The organism is Priestia sp. SIMBA_032 (assembly GCF_046535215.1).
Classification (GTDB): Bacteria; Bacillota; Bacilli; order Bacillales; family Bacillaceae_H; genus Priestia; species Priestia aryabhattai.
The window spans coordinates 38,890-54,738 of the sequence record NZ_JAWRXD010000008.1; the positions used below are offsets into that span (position 1 = coordinate 38,890).

Below are 15,849 nucleotides of genomic sequence, written 5' to 3' on the forward strand. Positions count from 1 at the left end.
TTTTTCAACTATTATTTTATAACTTTTATAAAGATTTCAGGAGATTTTTTGGGAATATTTATAAGATCAAAGGATAATTAAAAATAATGCACTTGGGGAACAAAGATATAAAAATAGATTATTCTATAAAGTGTTTTTAAACTTTTGTGAACTACAAAAAAAGTTAAACATAATAATTTTTTATATATCCATAAACCTACAATTTTACCAAATATATTTTAGTCAATTGCTCTATTACACCTAGAAAAGTAGTAAAATATATCTATACAAGAAAGGGGTTGGAAATAAGATGGCAAATCCTTTAGGTTTTCTTAAAGATGCTACTCAAGTTCTAGAAATGGCTTATAAAGATTTAGCTCAACCAGGAATACAGCAAGTTGGACTAGCCCTAGGCAATACTCTTAGTTTGGCTAATGCAGTCACATTACCTTTAAAAGGGTGGAGTGAGCAAAAACGAATGACTTTTGAGAATAATATGGAGTGTGTAAGAAAAAAGTTAGAACACACAGATGAGTCTAAAATAATAAGTGTCCCGCCAGAGATAGGTGTTCCTATTATTGATAAATTTACTTATGTAAGTACTGAAGAAATTAGTAATCTCTTTGCTAATTTATTAGCTAAGGCATCTGTTACCGATACTGCTTCATTAGGACATCCAGGTTTCTTAAAGATAATAGATAGTCTCTCTATTGATGAAGCTAAAATTATTCAAAAGTTAGCAACAAACTGGCCACATGGTCGATATATACCTTTTATTAATTACAGAGCTTTTTTTACATCTCCTGAAGGAGAAAGTTATAGATATATAGATGCCCCTTTAACAGGTATTGAAAAAGGGCTTAACCTTCTGTTTGATGAAAATATGGGGTTGTATTTCCAAAATCTTGCTAGTCTTGGCATCTTAGAATTTCAGGCAGAAGGTGTTTTAAGTCCGACACGTATCTATGATGAGTTAGCTGAACTATATCAACCTTCTAAAGAAGACATGCACACCCAGTTAATAGTTAGTGAAAAATTTGAGAGAATTGGAATGGATAGAGGTCATTTTACACTAACTGATTACGGGGTAAAATTCATCGAAGCTTGCTTTTAGACTTTTGACGTTTACCTTAGTCTACTTTCACCCCCCATATGCTAGCATATAGGGGGAATTAACCGCCAACGGAGGGATAAAATGCCTAAAGATCGAAATGAAGAAGCCTTACAGTTATCAGAGGAAATATTAAAAAACTTCGAGCTGAGTGAAATACCTACACAACATATTCTTCTTAAATGTTTAAGATTAGCTCGAATAAGTAACGATTTTGAAGCCCTAGAATGGCTAAATCAAGAAGCAAATGGATTTGACTTCGATGCAAAGGGATTTATGACACAAACGGCTTGGGCAGCATCTGCAAAATCAGGAAGAAGATATTTTACTGATGATCCTAAGAGTAAGGCAGCGAAGCCAAAGAAGGTCGAAATGGCCTTTACACAAAGTATAGCTGTGATGGAGGCGGCAGTAGATGGGGCAAAGGCAAGAATGGCAGTTGCATATGATAGAGACGTTTCTATTTCTTCCCATTCCACATATCTTCCCACAGTACCGCCTGGAAACCAAAGGGAAAGAAGAGATTTGCTAGAGTTAATTAGATCGAACACCGAAAAGATTGAAAAGGTAAAATCAAAGCTATATCAGTATGTATTTAACCTAAATTACGAATTGAAATTTGGTGAAATTACAGAAGACATATTTACACGTAAAAGAAAATCGGTAGATACTAACCTTAAGGACATATGCCCTGAAGCAATCCAAAAGTTCATTTCTGTCTACGAAAATTTAAAATCAAACAATGACGAAGACTGGGCTAATGCTGTCCATACCTGCAGAAGAATTATAAAAGAAGTTGCTGATTCCCTTTATCCCTCTTCTGATATTCCTGTTGGAGTTCCAGGACGAAACCCTATTAAAATTGGTGAAGACCAATATATAAATAGGTTAATTCAGTATATTAATAGCAAATCAACTAGTGATAAGTTTTCTTCTATTGTGGGTTCTCATTTAAAGTTTATAGGTGAAAGGTTAGACGGTGTTCATGAAGCTGCCAATAAGGGTACTCATGCAGAAGTAACGTTAGATGAAGCTGAACGATACATTATCTATACATATCTTGTAATCGGAGATATTTTAGCGCTATAAATCTATGTTATGGCACTAAAAAATTTAAAGGGGAATAAAATATGCAACTTAATAACAAATTTAAAATTGTTTGGTGGGCTGTTTTATTAATAGTCTTATTAAGCCTAATATATAAAAGGTTTGATTACATTACTACAGATCAAATAAAACCATTTGATTATATTATTTTCACGGTATTTATTGTACTAGCTATACTGCCCTTCTTCTCTGAAATGAGTATGTTTGGCTTTAAGGTAAAAAAAGAGATACAAGAGGTTAAAGATAGTGTTAACACCGGGATGCAAGATATAAGAAACCTACTTGCCACTATTAGCAATAACAATACTATTTATTTGTCTACTCAACCTACTTTAAATGACAAACAATTAGAGGATTTACAGGAAGGATTGAACTTAAAGAATGAGAAGACATCTATACCCCCTGAGAAACTTGAGGATGTATATTTAAAAGATAAGGATCACCTTAAATCTTTATTTGCGATTCGTTATTCTCTTGAAAATGAGATAAGGCGGATGGTTTCAAAATACCTTCCTAATATTGATATGGATAAAACATTTGCACCCGCAAAACTTGTACGTACATTAGAGGAAAATGGAATTATCGGTTCTGCTATGACCAAAGCTATTAAGGAAGTATATGCAATAACTTCAAGAGGGATACATGGTGGAGACTTAGATGAAACTCAAATTAAATTTGCCTTACATGTAGGCCCTTTGCTAATAACTGAGCTAAAGGAATTTAAATAACACACAAAAAAACTAGCTATTAAAAGCTAGTTTTTTATTTACTCTTAGTATATATATTTATTTTTTTATAATTACTTGTGCGCAAAAATTATGCTAGTTTTTATCCGCACCACTTCCAGTTACACTGTTACAAGCAATATGGTGTAAAAATGGTGCCACTTATTTTTTCTTTATTTTCCTATTTCACTTTATCAATGAGTTCTTTTTGATTGTAGGCAGATTTCATCCCTTGATGAACCTGCTTCTTTTTAATCATATGCATCTCTTCTATGCTACTCGATAGTCTTATTTCATAGGGATAAATTACAAATAAAGTTCTGAGAATATAGTACAATAAATTGACAGATAAAATATAGGGGGATTGAAAAGATGTTAATGTTTTTTGGCATTATTGGATTTTTATTGTTTATCATGTTCCTTGTTAAAGGATTTATTTCGGTATTCAGAAAGAAGAATTTCAAGAAAGATTTCATGATTGCTCTTGCTTCATTTGTTCTATTCGCTGTAATGGCAACTATCGATGGTTCGAATGACCCGAAACAGGTCACGAAAGAGAAAGAACAGGTTGCAACCGAAGATGTAAAAGATGATTCAAAAGCCGAAAAGAAAGAATCTCCAAAAGAAGAAGAGAAGCAAGCTGATAAAGAGAAAGAACAGCAAGCTATAAAAGAAGATGATTCAAAAGAAGTAACAACTAATGAAACAAAAGAAGAGTCAAAGGATACAGTTAAAAAAGTTGTGAAGTTAGATGAAAAAGAATCTCCTGCATCTTCTCATGGCGAACAAGCTACAGTAACACGAGTCGTTGATGGAGATACGATACATGTCTCTTTAAATGGAAAAGATGAAACTGTGAGAATGTTATTATTAGACACACCCGAGACCGTGGCGCCGAATAAACCTGTTGAGCCATTCGGAAAAGATGCTTCAAATTTTGCTAAACAAACATTATCAGGTAAAACAGTTGGCATTCAGGTTGGATCAGAAGAAAGAGATAAGTATGGCCGCCTGTTAGCTTATGTATGGGTAGGCGATAAAACGTACCAGGAAATGGTACTGGAAAAAGGATTAGGGAGAACAGCTTATCTGTATAATGATACATCGATGTTAGATCAATTCCATAAAGCACAAGATGTTGCAAAGGATCAAGGAATTGGCGTGTGGTCAATCCCTGGCTATGCTCATGTTGACCATAATCATGGATATCATTATCAGGAAGAGAAGAAAGAAGAGCCAGTACAAACTCCTGTTCAGAAGCCAATACCAAAACCGGACCCTGTACCTCAACCTAAATCAGAAACGGAACCAACGCCATCTACAGAGTTTTTCCAAAACTGTACGGATATGAGAACCGTTTATCCAAATGGTGTTCCTTCAAGTCACCCTGCTTATCAGGCGAAAATGGATAGAGATAAGGATAATTTCGCTTGCGAAAGATAATAATGGAAGGCAGTCAATATGACTGTCTTTTTTTGTTTACGGTATACCATAATCCTTGATGGAAATATGGAAGGCTTCTGGTGCAAAGGTGGGAATCTAATGAAAGAAGTCTGAAACCAGTCCTCCTGTATGTGCTTCTATCCCTATTATTCCATTAAAAACGTTCGTAAAAGTGTGTGATTTTCACAAGACGTTCGTAATTTGTTTTCTAACTTAAATGAACGATAAAACTGATAGATTTCTTATATAAATAAAAAGTCCGTAAAGGTATACTTTTACGGACGGTGTATTTGATTCTGTTTCAAAACGTTAAAGTCAAGGTTTTTCTTTAAATTATTTTAATCTTGTTTAATCAATAGCTCTTTTAACGTTAAAAAAGCAGCGCTCCACAATATAACATGGAATGCTGCTTTCATTTGTTATTGCCATAATTCTAGTGAAACAAAACTGAACTCCTTAAAAATAAACAGGAGGTTCAGCATATTTCTATATGTCCTTTCCAATCATCTCTTTCAGCTGTTGGAAAGCTTCTTCATTTCTTTTATAATATGTCCATCTCCCGTGACGTTTTGCTGTCACAAGTCCAGCACGATGTAGAATGGAAAGATGCTGAGAAGCCGTGGATTGTGTCACATCTAGTTTCTTATGGAACTGCGTTACACACACCCCTGATTTTTGAAAGTCACTCACTTCTGCGGGTTGCGGCGTAAAATGTTTCTCAGGTTCTTTTAACCAATCTAATATTTGCAGTCTGGTTTCACTACCTAATGCTTTAAAAATTTCAACTGGTTTCATACTGTTCATTATATCGTCCTTTCACGAAATGTCAAACAGCCTTCACGAGATAACTCTACTCTATTGTGTGATAGTGTTTTAGGAGGCTCTAATTTATAAATGGAAAAGGCATGGATTCAACATAAACTCTCTATATTTCTTCTATATCTTAATAAGGATCATTAGCATATAGTACAAATAGACAGAGGATTTCTATTTAGATTTTGGTAAACCCCTTTATAGGTTAAGTCGATTACATGGTTAACGAAGGAAAAAAGGGAACGACTTCTTCACCTAACTCTTGAATAACTTCGGAAGCTGGTCTTCTCGAATTTTTTAGAACGATAATAATATGGTTAACGCCAGTAAGTTTTAAATGATGGATATATTCAATAAGTCTATTACGTCCAATACGAAATCCTAAATGTATAGGAGTAGGTTCTTGGTCAGGATCTTCCGTTAAATCAACGTACAAAGATTGCACGAATGGTTTAAATTCATTCGTTGAAGAACGCCATGTCTGTATCCGATTTAATTGTTGATTTACGCTTCTAGGGTAATAAATCCATCCATCACCATGTTCTGCAATCCATTCAACTGACTGAGAAGAGTGTCCAGTTATTAGTAAGGGAATATTATTAAATGTAGGTTTAGGAAGCAAATCTCCTTCAGCCATATGGACCCTTAGTGAATCAATACGAGGAAACTGTTCTCCCCAGACTTTTCTCATAACCATAACAGACTCTTGGAAACGTTCTGCTTTCTCAAGGGGATCTATTTTAAAAGCTGGAAACTCAATGGGTCTATCTCCTGTCGCTATTCCAAGCACAAGGCGTTCTCCTGATAACTTATCAACAGAAGCTGCTGCCTTTGCAACGTGTAAAGGATGACGTAATGTCAGTAATATACTTGATGTACCTAACGATATCTTCTCCGTATGAGCTGCTAAATAACCTAGAAAAACAAATGGATCATGCATTTGTCCTACATCCCCAAACCAACGATCATGCAAAGGAACGTCTCGGACAAATAAAGAGGCAAATTTAAAATTTTCAGCCTTTTTAGCTAAATTCATCTGTTCAGCTATATCCATTTGTGGGGTATCACCTTGATAAGATTCTAATGGAAATAAAAGACCAAGTGTTAATTCATTTTCCTTAAACATTTGATTATAACCACGGTGTTGTTTGAATTGGTTATTCATCGACAATTGTATCAACTCCAATATATAAAAGAATGAAAGTAGAACCATAGGATGTGCTTCCGATCAATAAATCCCATGGTTCCATTTGAATAAATGTTATGAAGTTATTTTACTTTTGTACTTTAGATACCTCATCATCTGCTAAATCAACCTCTACAATAAAGAGATCTTTGTCAGAAGTGCGAGATGGGAATCTTTCCGTGATTCCTTGTTCATGAATTGGAATAACACGTTTTGAATCTCTTCCTACCAACTTCAACATTTTATCTAAGGAGAATATCATTTCTGTTTGACTTCCTGTAGCCAATCCAACAGGAAGAAGAACACCATCTTGGTTTTTCCCTTCAATATTTTCAAATTGGTAAGCATTATCTCCAGCTAGAACCCAACTATCTTCCTCGGAACCACCTTGTTTTACTCGAACGAACTGAGAACCGTAAGTGTGAGTATCAAAAGCAGCAAATATATCGATTCCTGGTAGGAATTCTTCGACGTCCCCATCTAAAAGTTTCATGCGTCCTTCTTTTGCAAGTTGTACTCCTCGTAGAAGATCCGAAGGATCGACCCCTGACATCAAGAACTGGAATTGATGTGGTAATGACATTGCCCAGATAAATTTAGACAACTCTTTTTCTTGCATATAAAAAGTTGCATTTGGGAAATCTTCTACGTTACCAAAGTGGTCGAAGTGAGCGTGAGTGATAATAACTGTATCAATATCTTCAGGTGTCAAGCCAACTTCTTTTAAAACTACTGAAGGGCTTTGCCAATCAACTACGTTAAATCTCTCTCCAAGAACCTTTCCATACTCTTTATGGTTATATCCGACATCAACCATAATATTATGGCCATTTCCTTTTATAACTACATAACTGTAAGGTAGTCTTATATATCCTTCGTTGTGTGCTCCATAAACTACACCACTTTTATGATAGTCAACTACGCGAGAATACTCTAATACCCAGATAGAATAATTTTTCATGTTTAATTTAAACTCCTTTAAATGTTATTGTTGATTAATGTGCACCACAGAAACAACTTGTTTCTAGAGAGATCATCCCTAATCCCATTGAGAAAGTAGATGATTTTTTCAAATATGAATTCGCTAAGTCTAACGTACGCTGAATGTCTTCTAATTGTTTGTCATTCATAAAATAAATGTCTTCGCCTAAAGAATGCTTAGCAAACATTTTATTAAGGGCTTGAACGCTATACATCAAATGATCAAAGTGTATTTTTAGTCCATGAGGAACGACTAAATCTTTAATTCGATCAGTAGTTTGGACTAATGACTCTTTGGCTGATGATAAGGTCATACTTACATCCTGTTTAACACCTAGTTGCATAAGAAGTAAGCTTCCACTTACTGCTTGAATCACACGTTTAATATCATCAAAATCCTGTTGAAGAGAAGCAAAATAGATTGCTGACTTCTCTTTATCGACCAGTTGAATCATTTTATGGTTAATATCTAAAGATTGGCCTGAAACCATCTTTTGATAGAGAGTTTCAACTTCATTTTCCAATTTCACGTTGTCACCTCCTTTCAAAGGGATCATTTTCAATTAAAATTTGATTTACTGCACATACTACCTGTGAGTTATGTTTCTTTTATGTTTGCAGTAACATTTGTAGATGGTTTTGTACGAAAACTTCCTGAAATATATAATCCTAATAGCACAACGACTGTCCCAATCACTGCATAAAGCGTAATTGGTTCTCCTAAAAAGATTGCAGCCAAAATATAGCCAGCGACAGGGTTAAGAAGTAACCAATTGTTTGCTTTGAGCGCATCTTTTTTTAGTAAATAAAACCAAAGGTTTACATTGAAAACTGAAAGAGCAAAGACAGACCAAAGTAAGTAGCCTATAAAATGAAAATCGATAGTGATAGGCTCTCCAGAATCTAAAATGAGCGTTGGGATAAGTAAGATTACTCCCCCAATCATCACTTGCCAGGTGTTAACTACTATAGTAGGCAGCTGTAGATCTACTTTTTTGTAAATAAGACTTCCTACAGCCATCGCAATCATTGCAAAAATAATTAATAAGATACCACCTATCGACGAATGACTTCCTGCCAAGGATGGATAAGTAGCTACGATTAGACCGATAAATGATACAACCATTCCTCCCCATTCTCTAAGACGAATAGATTGCCCCATGAATACTAGAGCAAGTAATGCAAAGAGAAATGGATTTATAGGTATGAAAAGATTAAATATTCCTGATGATACCGTTCTAAGAGCCACTAACCCGAATCCTAGAAATATGGAGGTGTTTAATAAACCTAACCAAAATAAAACCTTAAATTCTTTTCTATTGGGCATTCGATATTTGCCTTTTTGGAACCCGTAAAGGTAAAGAAGCAATAAGAGCCCCGCAATGATAAAACGAATAGTTGATAGTGTTAATGGCGGAGCTGAATGAATACCAAATTTCATTACAACAGCTCCTGATGCATATAAAACTGTAAATAATATTCCTACAAGTAAATCTTTGATGTTCACTAAATCACTCTCTTTCTCTGTGTAACTTATTTAATTTGAAATAAGGTATAATATATCGTTATATAGTTAATTAACGATATATAGGTGTAAAAAAATATGAATATCGTTATTTCGCTAAAAAGCGATATATAGATTCAAAAAAATAAAAAGATCGTAAAATCGTTAATTAACGATATATTATACCGAACAATGCACAATGTCAATACATTTTTTAAAACTATTCTTAATAAGAAAACCATATTTACTTCTGTCTATAAGTGCATCTTCCCTCCAATGAAACAAAATGTAGATATGCTATCGTTAAAAGTAACGCATCACATTTACACATCGTTATTTCGTCGATTAACGATATGATACCCTGAACTATATCTAATGTCAATACATTTTTATTAAAGATTGTAATGACAGTAGCTAAATCATTAGAGTTACATTTCATTATATTGTTGAATAACGAATGTACAGTTTTTTATCTACTTCTCTTTCAATTTATTTGATACTATTTTGCAGAGGTTATGGCATATGTATAAAAGGTGTGCTTTTTATACATTCTCGTTTCTTTCAACTATTCAAAAAATGTGGTCATATCAACGATGTATAAAAAGTTGCATATTCCGGAAAAAGAATCCTTGGTGGAACCCTACTGCCTCAAGGGTTCTTTTGCTTGCTTGATTCCGGAAAGAGACATTATGTTAACTAACCTTGTATATCATATACAGCCTGAAAATAGAAAAAAGCTACCTGTTGTGATCTGTTCTTATAAAGAACAGATCACGTTGACTTTAGTACTTTGCTCAAGTTGCTAATTGTTATACGTTTGTAATTAGAGAAAAGATGTAATTTAATTCCTACGGGTTATTTGAATTAAATAGTCAGTAAGAAAGAAAATAGCAAAGAGAATAGCATAAACACCGAACATTGCAAGAAAGGCTTTATGAATTTTACCATTCATTTATATAAATCCACCTTTATATTAGAGTAAATATTTTAGCTTTTGTTAATTAGAATGCTCAGATAAAGGGAAATTATGTATAACAAATAGCAGCTTGAATTAAGCTGCTATTTGTTTATGGTTGCCGATAAAATTCATTATGGTGCGACAAGAAGTCGCTTTTATATAGTGTGGCTTACGCCACTGGTTTAGACGCAAAAACTATCCCCGTCCAAAACTGCGGGTCTGGTAACGGACTCGTGGGTTGCATGCGGAAATGCGGAAACAGAGAGTTAGTGCACGACTCGGAACACTGCTAGGGGAAGATGAGTATGGTGAACATTAGTGAAGGTTTGTAAGCTTCGTAAATTTTAGCTCAGGATAGTGCACAGATTTGCCTGGGTATTGGTAAGAGGAAAAGTAGATTCATAATGCTGCTGTGACGCGTCCCGTATCTTGCCCGGAGTAAAGAACCCACCTAACCTCGTCGTATCTATAAGATGCGGAACTTGGTAAGCCCTTTGTCATCTGTATAAACAGTAGGGAGATCGTAAGATCAAACGATGTGACAGAGGGTAAAGGATACGAGAGAAAGCGAATGCCATTGTCTCGAAAGGGAACAGGAAAGCAGGAAAATGTATAACTGGATGGATACTATCGTCCTTACGGACAAACCCATGATAGGCCCGAAAGGGAGCTGACTTCTCGTTGGTCTCTCGTAGGCACATAAGGTTGTGGCTATCTTCTGACGAAAGAAACGTACTGTTATGTATACCTCCATTTGGAGCGTCGGCGTACGTTTTACTTACCGATATGGTGTGTGATGAGGATACGACAGCAAATGGACCTGCAATGGGAGGCTTGAGCCGATGTGTCTTGAAAGGGACTCGCACGGTTCTTAGGGAAGGAAGGGGCAGTGATGCCCCTAACTTACCCGACTTAACTAAAATTAATCCTAGAAAGACAACTTTATTAGAAATGAGGATAGTTTGGTTGTTCTTAGATGTTAGAAGCTAAAATGTTCAATCTATAATATTAACTATATAGATTTTTTCTTCATTAACAAATATAGTTACCATGCATTAGTAAAACCACCTATAGCTATTACAATCACTATTAGACCTATGGCCATGTAAAGAAAGGGTCCCCTTTCTTTACACTCTAAATAGGTAGTGTAACTATTAAAAACGAGCGATGACCCTAACAAAACAAGGCCAAATGACTTCAAATAAAGTGAATGCTGAAAGTAAGAAACGATAGCTAGAATGGCTCCCACTACAGCCAAAAGCACATAAAATACCTTCAATACTTTAAGATATGTCATGTATTTCCCCCTTTTGCATCAACCGTATACTATCCTCTGTTACCCAGCATATGTTTGTTCGATATGAATTTAGGTCTAATTTCTAGTTCTAGGTGTGGCTATTAATATTTAATTTCACTATCTGTAAGGTACATTAGGCAAAAATGAATTGTGCTTAATAAAAAAAGAAACCTTTGCTTATATAAGCAAAGGTTTTTTAAATTTATTGGAATAGGGGAATACGTTATTAGTCTGGCCAGATTTGTAGATTCATATACATATATCTTTAAAAATAAACGGTGTAATTGCCTCTTTTATTAGAAAATACCTTTATTCAAGTAATGTTATTAGTTGAGTAAATACTAATTTATTTAATATATTATTAATGTTTACTATTTACACTTAGTGACGACAAATATGAACTTGTTCTTCAAAATAAATAGTAGTTAAAAGGTTTTATCATTCAATTAATGATATAGATTCTCCATATGTTCTTCTTTTTGCTATCTATAAAATGACTCCATCTTTCTCCTTGGCTAATATAATCATTAAACGTAGCATTCTTCATTACAATATGACCTCCACATTTATCTGCCAATTGTTTAGCAGACTCTTCATCAATGGGAAATGCTAACGATTCATCATTAGTAAATTCGTAACTGGATACCTCTTTCCTTTTTACGTTCTTATACGAATGGTATACGTAATATAATTTACCTACCTTCATAAAATAGTATGGATACTCTCTGTTAGGCAACTTACTTCCCTCCATTTCTGCATCCTTTAACTGCTTTATAAGTCACTATTACTATCTTACTTGGACTTAAAAAGGTAAAATCCTTCTACGCCAAAGGGTTTCCTTTTTCATGTGTTCCGGAAAGCCGTATTATGTTAACTAAATATGTATATGGTATAAATTAAAAAAGATTCTATTATTACCTTAAAGGTATGGACTAATTTTTCTGTCCTCAAATAGTCAGCCTTTATGTTATGATTGTTGGTAGTATTCTAGAACAGAAATGGAGTGGTCATAATGGTAAGGAGAAGATAGGTAGCCTCCTGTAATAGACGTTTAAGTGATCTTAGGAGGCTATTTTACTATATAGGAGTTGTTATCAGTAATGAAACAAAATAAATATGATGTTGAAAAATTCTTTTCTGCCTACGAGCAGATGCCACGTTCTATTAAAGGGCTTGAAGGCGCTGGTGAATGGCATGTATTAAAAGCATTAATGCCAGATATGAAAGACAAAAAAGTACTGGATCTAGGTTGTGGGTTCGGCTGGCATTGCCAGTTTGCACATGAACAAGGAGCACGTTCAGTAATCGGTGTTGACATATCTGAAAAGATGCTTGAAAAAGCTCGTGAAAAAACAAAGGACCCTTCTATTTCATATATCCAAATGCCGATTGAAGATATTGATTTTAAGAAATCAGAATTTGATGTGGTCATTAGTTCGTTAGCTTTTCACTACATCAAGTCATTTGAGGAAGTTGCTAAAAAGGTAGGCAGCTTTTTAAAGCCAGGTGGTACATTTCTTTTCTCAGTAGAGCATCCAATTTTCACTTCTCGGAATGAACAAGACTGGTACTATGATCATGATGGACACCCTGTGCATTGGCCTATCGATCATTATCAGGAGGAAGGGATTCGTCATACGTCCTTTTTAACCGAGGATGTAATAAAATATCATCGTACGATTTCTACTTATATGAATGATCTGATTCGTACAGGTTTTACAATCAAAGCAGTGAAGGAACCAATGCCTTCTGATGAAATGTTAGAAAGTATACCTGAAATGGTACATGAAACTAGAAGACCGATGTTTTTAATAATCTTAGCAGAAAAGAATTAATTTGTTTCATGAAGAAGAATTAGTTAATTAAATAATGAAAGGGTGTCCTAACTTACTAAAGGACACCTTTTTTGTTTCTTAGAACTGTGATTATGTTAACTAATTTTGCACGTGATATACACTTTTTACCTCATTTTTTACTGTGTAATAATTCCCTTAGGATATTAGCCTAGGACCCGTACCATTTCTGCTTGCATACCTCTTTGGCCATTCACTACTACAAAAGTAACCTTTTGCCCTTCTTTTAAGCTTTTAATAACAACCCCTTCAGCCCCTTTAGTCCGTTCAATAGCTGTAAAATGGACAAAAAGATCAGGTCCATTTTCTGGTGTAATAAAGCCAAATCCTTTCTCATGATTGAACCACTTAACTGTTCCAACTTGTCTTTCTGCCATATAAATCTTCCTCCTAAAGTATCAGTATTTTTTTGTTTCGATAATGGTGATTATGTTAACTGAATTTGTATATTATATACATGCTTTATTGGTGAATATTCTTATTACCTTTTCCTTTTAAAGCTTCCACTACAGATATGATTATTAGGGAGATAAGTGATGAGATGAAAGCAGTAAAACTAATTGCTCCTACTCCCATACCAGTCCATCCTCCGATAAAGAAACTTACTATAAAAACAATAACACTCAGTATTCCTACCATTAGAGGTACTACATATTTTAGGGTAGAGTTCTTTCTGCCAATTATATATGACAGTATGATTAAGATAGCGATCATGATTATAGAAATTTTGTGCAAATTATCCATTATTAACCTACTTTTAGTTTACGATATACATATTATCATAATCTTCTAAGGCTTATCGAATGAATATCTGGTTTATTTCCGATAATACCTGTTACGTTAACTAGCTATACGTTGTCCACCTTGCCCATTTAATTATGTTCCAGTGAGGAAGGGTTTCTCCAATTTTTAAGGAATTACTTATCAGTAGCAATAAACTTAAAGAGGTATCTAGAGTAGTGAAATAAACGGAAAATTGAATTAATTATTGTTACATGCAGATATTTATTCTGAAAGGGGCTGGGACTATGAGTGTTTCTATCTTAACTAATTTAATGAGAAAAAGAGTATCTAAAAAGGACAAAGGGGAGTTCAACCAATGGACAGAAATAAATTCTCATCAATTGCCCACCGTAACCATTTATTTAGTAACCCGATAAGTGATACTAAAATTAATAGAATTATAGATTTTCTTCAGTTAGAACCTCCTGCAAAAGTGTTAGATATCGGGGCTGGGAAGTGTGAACTGTTAATACGTTTAGTTGAAAAATATGATATTGAAGCAACAGCTCTAGAGTTATATGAAGGTTCTATTTTAGAGGCAAAGCAACAGGCCCAAAAAAGAATTCCTAAAGAAAAAATTACGTACATTGTAAAAGATGCCAAACAAGTGGTAAGTGAATACGTCAATCATTTTGATGTAGGAATTTGTGTTGGTTCTACTCATGCTTTGGGTAGTCTGGAATTAACGTTACAATCTCTTAAAAGAAATGTTAAAAAGGGCAGCTTTATTCTAGTAGGAGAAGGCTACTGGAAGAAGAAACCTAGTCAGGCATATTTAGAAGCACTTGGTGGAGCAGATGAGTCAGAATTAAAAGAACACCATGAGAATGTTTTTATGGGAGAAAGTATGGGGCTTGTGCCGATTTGGTCAGTTGTTGCAAGTGACGATGATTGGGATGAGTATGAAGGACTATACGCTATGTCTATGGAAAAATATTGTTATGAAAACCCGAACGACCCTGATTGTGACAGTATGTTAAATAAAATTAGGTCATGGAAACGTACTTACCTTACATGGGGTAGAGATACTTTAGGATTTGGCCTTTATCTTTTTCAAAATCAATAAATTTCAACAGAACCTGAGATACCTTCCATTATGGAACAAGGAATTTCAGGTTTTATATCTTCTATAATCCACATTATGTTAACTAAAGACTTATACAATATACAGCTTAAAAATAGAAAAAAGCTACTGGCTCATCAGGGACCAGTAGCTTTTTTCGTGACGTAATTAGAAGTTAATCGTGATGATTTTATACATCTTGAGTAGTTTGCTCTAAATATATTTTTAAATTCATTTTTTTGAGGAACGTGGAATACATTCTCTGACTTTTCAAGTTCGATATGAGGATACTAAGCCATTGCTACTGAGGAAGCTAATAATATTAATGTAACTTCTCCTCCTCCCCTCCAACCACTCCTATCCTTTTTTTATATCGATGAAAAATTGCCCGTTTAGAAAACTGCAATATAAAATATGCTTTACATCTTCATATCCTCGTTCTTTTAAGCTCTGAAGGAGCCATAGCTTGTTCTTATTCAGCAACTCTAAATGTTTTTCTTGAATTACACCATCGATAATAAGAGGAAGTAAAAAAACAGACGTCGAACCCTTTTTTTCTGACTTTTCAAGTACAGATAAGGTACCAGAAGGCTCTAGTATTGCATAATCAACGTCCTGAATGTCTCCTATACCTTTATCTCGAAGCTGTAATAGTAAGTCATCTAAATTATAACGATGTTTTTGCATTTGCTTGTTATCGATTTCCCCTTTTTTTATAATGAAAGCCGGCTCCCCATCCAGTATTTTACGTAATTTTTGGCTCTTTAATTGGATATAAGCCAGAATTATTTCTATAAGCATTAGGATAAATATCGGTACAAGTTGATATAATAAAGGTTTTTCTGAATCTTCAATTGCTACAACAGCAAGTTCACTTATCATAAGAACCACAACAAGATCAATCACATTTAACTGACTTATCCCTCGCTGTCCCATAAACCGAAAAACAACGGTAATGATTCCGTACAATACTACGGTACGCCAACTTATCTCAAAAAGGTCCACGTCACTCTATCCCTTCATCATGATTTTTTCTCAATTCAGCT

16 protein-coding genes are annotated in these 15,849 nt (G+C 34.5%); 6 read left to right on the forward strand and 10 right to left on the reverse strand.

The annotated features are described in order from the left end of the window. Positions 1-289 precede the first annotated feature (289 nt). From SB717_RS21835 to SB717_RS21850, 4 genes are all read left to right on the forward strand, one after another. Positions 290-1,093, forward strand: a complete 804-nt coding sequence (locus SB717_RS21835) for a DUF4393 domain-containing protein (RefSeq protein WP_410904682.1) — start codon at positions 290-292, stop codon at positions 1,091-1,093. An 81-nt stretch (positions 1,094-1,174) separates the two neighbouring features. Further along, complete coding sequence (locus tag SB717_RS21840; RefSeq protein ID WP_410904683.1) at positions 1,175-2,179, forward strand: AbiTii domain-containing protein; 1,005 nt, start codon at positions 1,175-1,177, stop codon at positions 2,177-2,179. A 41-nt stretch (positions 2,180-2,220) separates the two neighbouring features. Further along, positions 2,221-2,925, forward strand: coding sequence for a hypothetical protein (locus tag SB717_RS21845; RefSeq protein WP_410904684.1), 705 nt, complete (start codon positions 2,221-2,223; stop codon positions 2,923-2,925). Positions 2,926-3,294: 369 nt separating this feature from the next. After that, positions 3,295-4,365, forward strand: a complete 1,071-nt coding sequence (locus SB717_RS21850; protein WP_410904685.1) for a thermonuclease family protein — start codon at positions 3,295-3,297, stop codon at positions 4,363-4,365. Positions 4,366-4,851: 486 nt separating this feature from the next. Here SB717_RS21850 and SB717_RS21855 read toward each other — a convergent pair whose 3' ends face one another. The 7 genes from SB717_RS21855 to SB717_RS21885 all read right to left on the reverse strand — a co-directional run bounded on the left by SB717_RS21855 (position 4,852) and on the right by SB717_RS21885 (position 11,855). Further along, positions 4,852-5,169 carry an ArsR/SmtB family transcription factor gene (locus SB717_RS21855; protein ID WP_328126668.1) on the reverse strand — a complete coding sequence of 106 codons (318 nt, stop codon included), beginning with the start codon at positions 5,167-5,169 and terminating at the stop codon, positions 4,852-4,854. Positions 5,170-5,392: 223 nt separating this feature from the next. Further along, positions 5,393-6,343: an LLM class oxidoreductase gene (locus SB717_RS21860; protein ID WP_410904762.1), complete on the reverse strand. Its 951-nt coding sequence runs from the start codon at positions 6,341-6,343 to the stop codon at positions 5,393-5,395. Between the two features lie 109 nt (positions 6,344-6,452). Continuing rightward, positions 6,453-7,325, reverse strand: coding sequence for an N-acyl homoserine lactonase family protein (locus SB717_RS21865; protein ID WP_410904686.1), 873 nt, complete (start codon positions 7,323-7,325; stop codon positions 6,453-6,455). 34 nt (positions 7,326-7,359) lie between these two features. Further along, entirely contained in the window at positions 7,360-7,875 is a 516-nt protein-coding gene (locus SB717_RS21870) for a hypothetical protein (RefSeq protein ID WP_410904687.1), read from the reverse strand. Positions 7,876-7,943: 68 nt separating this feature from the next. Continuing rightward, the gene (locus SB717_RS21875; protein ID WP_410904688.1) at positions 7,944-8,852 is read right to left on the reverse strand and encodes a DMT family transporter; all 909 of its coding nucleotides are present in this window, start codon (positions 8,850-8,852) and stop codon (positions 7,944-7,946) included. A gap of 2,000 nt (positions 8,853-10,852) precedes the next feature. After that, the gene (locus SB717_RS21880) at positions 10,853-11,104 is read right to left on the reverse strand and encodes a hypothetical protein (protein WP_410904689.1); all 252 of its coding nucleotides are present in this window, start codon (positions 11,102-11,104) and stop codon (positions 10,853-10,855) included. A 442-nt stretch (positions 11,105-11,546) separates the two neighbouring features. Continuing rightward, positions 11,547-11,855 carry a hypothetical protein gene (locus SB717_RS21885; protein ID WP_410904690.1) on the reverse strand — a complete coding sequence of 103 codons (309 nt, stop codon included), beginning with the start codon at positions 11,853-11,855 and terminating at the stop codon, positions 11,547-11,549. A 349-nt stretch (positions 11,856-12,204) separates the two neighbouring features. Here SB717_RS21885 and SB717_RS21890 point away from each other — a divergent pair, with 349 nt between their 5' ends. Next, entirely contained in the window at positions 12,205-12,939 is a 735-nt protein-coding gene (locus tag SB717_RS21890; protein WP_410904691.1) for a class I SAM-dependent methyltransferase, read from the forward strand. Positions 12,940-13,103: 164 nt separating this feature from the next. On the opposite strand, the gene SB717_RS21895 is transcribed toward SB717_RS21890, so the two are convergent. Both SB717_RS21895 and SB717_RS21900 read right to left on the reverse strand, forming a co-directional pair. Continuing rightward, positions 13,104-13,334 carry a cold-shock protein gene (locus SB717_RS21895; protein WP_410904692.1) on the reverse strand — a complete coding sequence of 77 codons (231 nt, stop codon included), beginning with the start codon at positions 13,332-13,334 and terminating at the stop codon, positions 13,104-13,106. A gap of 85 nt (positions 13,335-13,419) precedes the next feature. Continuing rightward, positions 13,420-13,701, reverse strand: a complete 282-nt coding sequence (locus SB717_RS21900) for a YesK family protein (RefSeq protein WP_410904693.1) — start codon at positions 13,699-13,701, stop codon at positions 13,420-13,422. A 355-nt stretch (positions 13,702-14,056) separates the two neighbouring features. On the opposite strand from SB717_RS21900, the gene SB717_RS21905 reads away from it, so the two are divergent. Next, on the forward strand, positions 14,057-14,806 hold the full coding sequence (locus tag SB717_RS21905) for an SAM-dependent methyltransferase (protein WP_410904694.1): 750 nt from the start codon (positions 14,057-14,059) through the stop codon (positions 14,804-14,806). Positions 14,807-15,160: 354 nt separating this feature from the next. Here the strand turns inward: SB717_RS21905 and SB717_RS21910 are convergent, their stop codons facing one another. After that, complete coding sequence (locus tag SB717_RS21910; RefSeq protein ID WP_410904695.1) at positions 15,161-15,808, reverse strand: DUF421 domain-containing protein; 648 nt, start codon at positions 15,806-15,808, stop codon at positions 15,161-15,163. Positions 15,809-15,849: the final 41 nt, after the last annotated feature.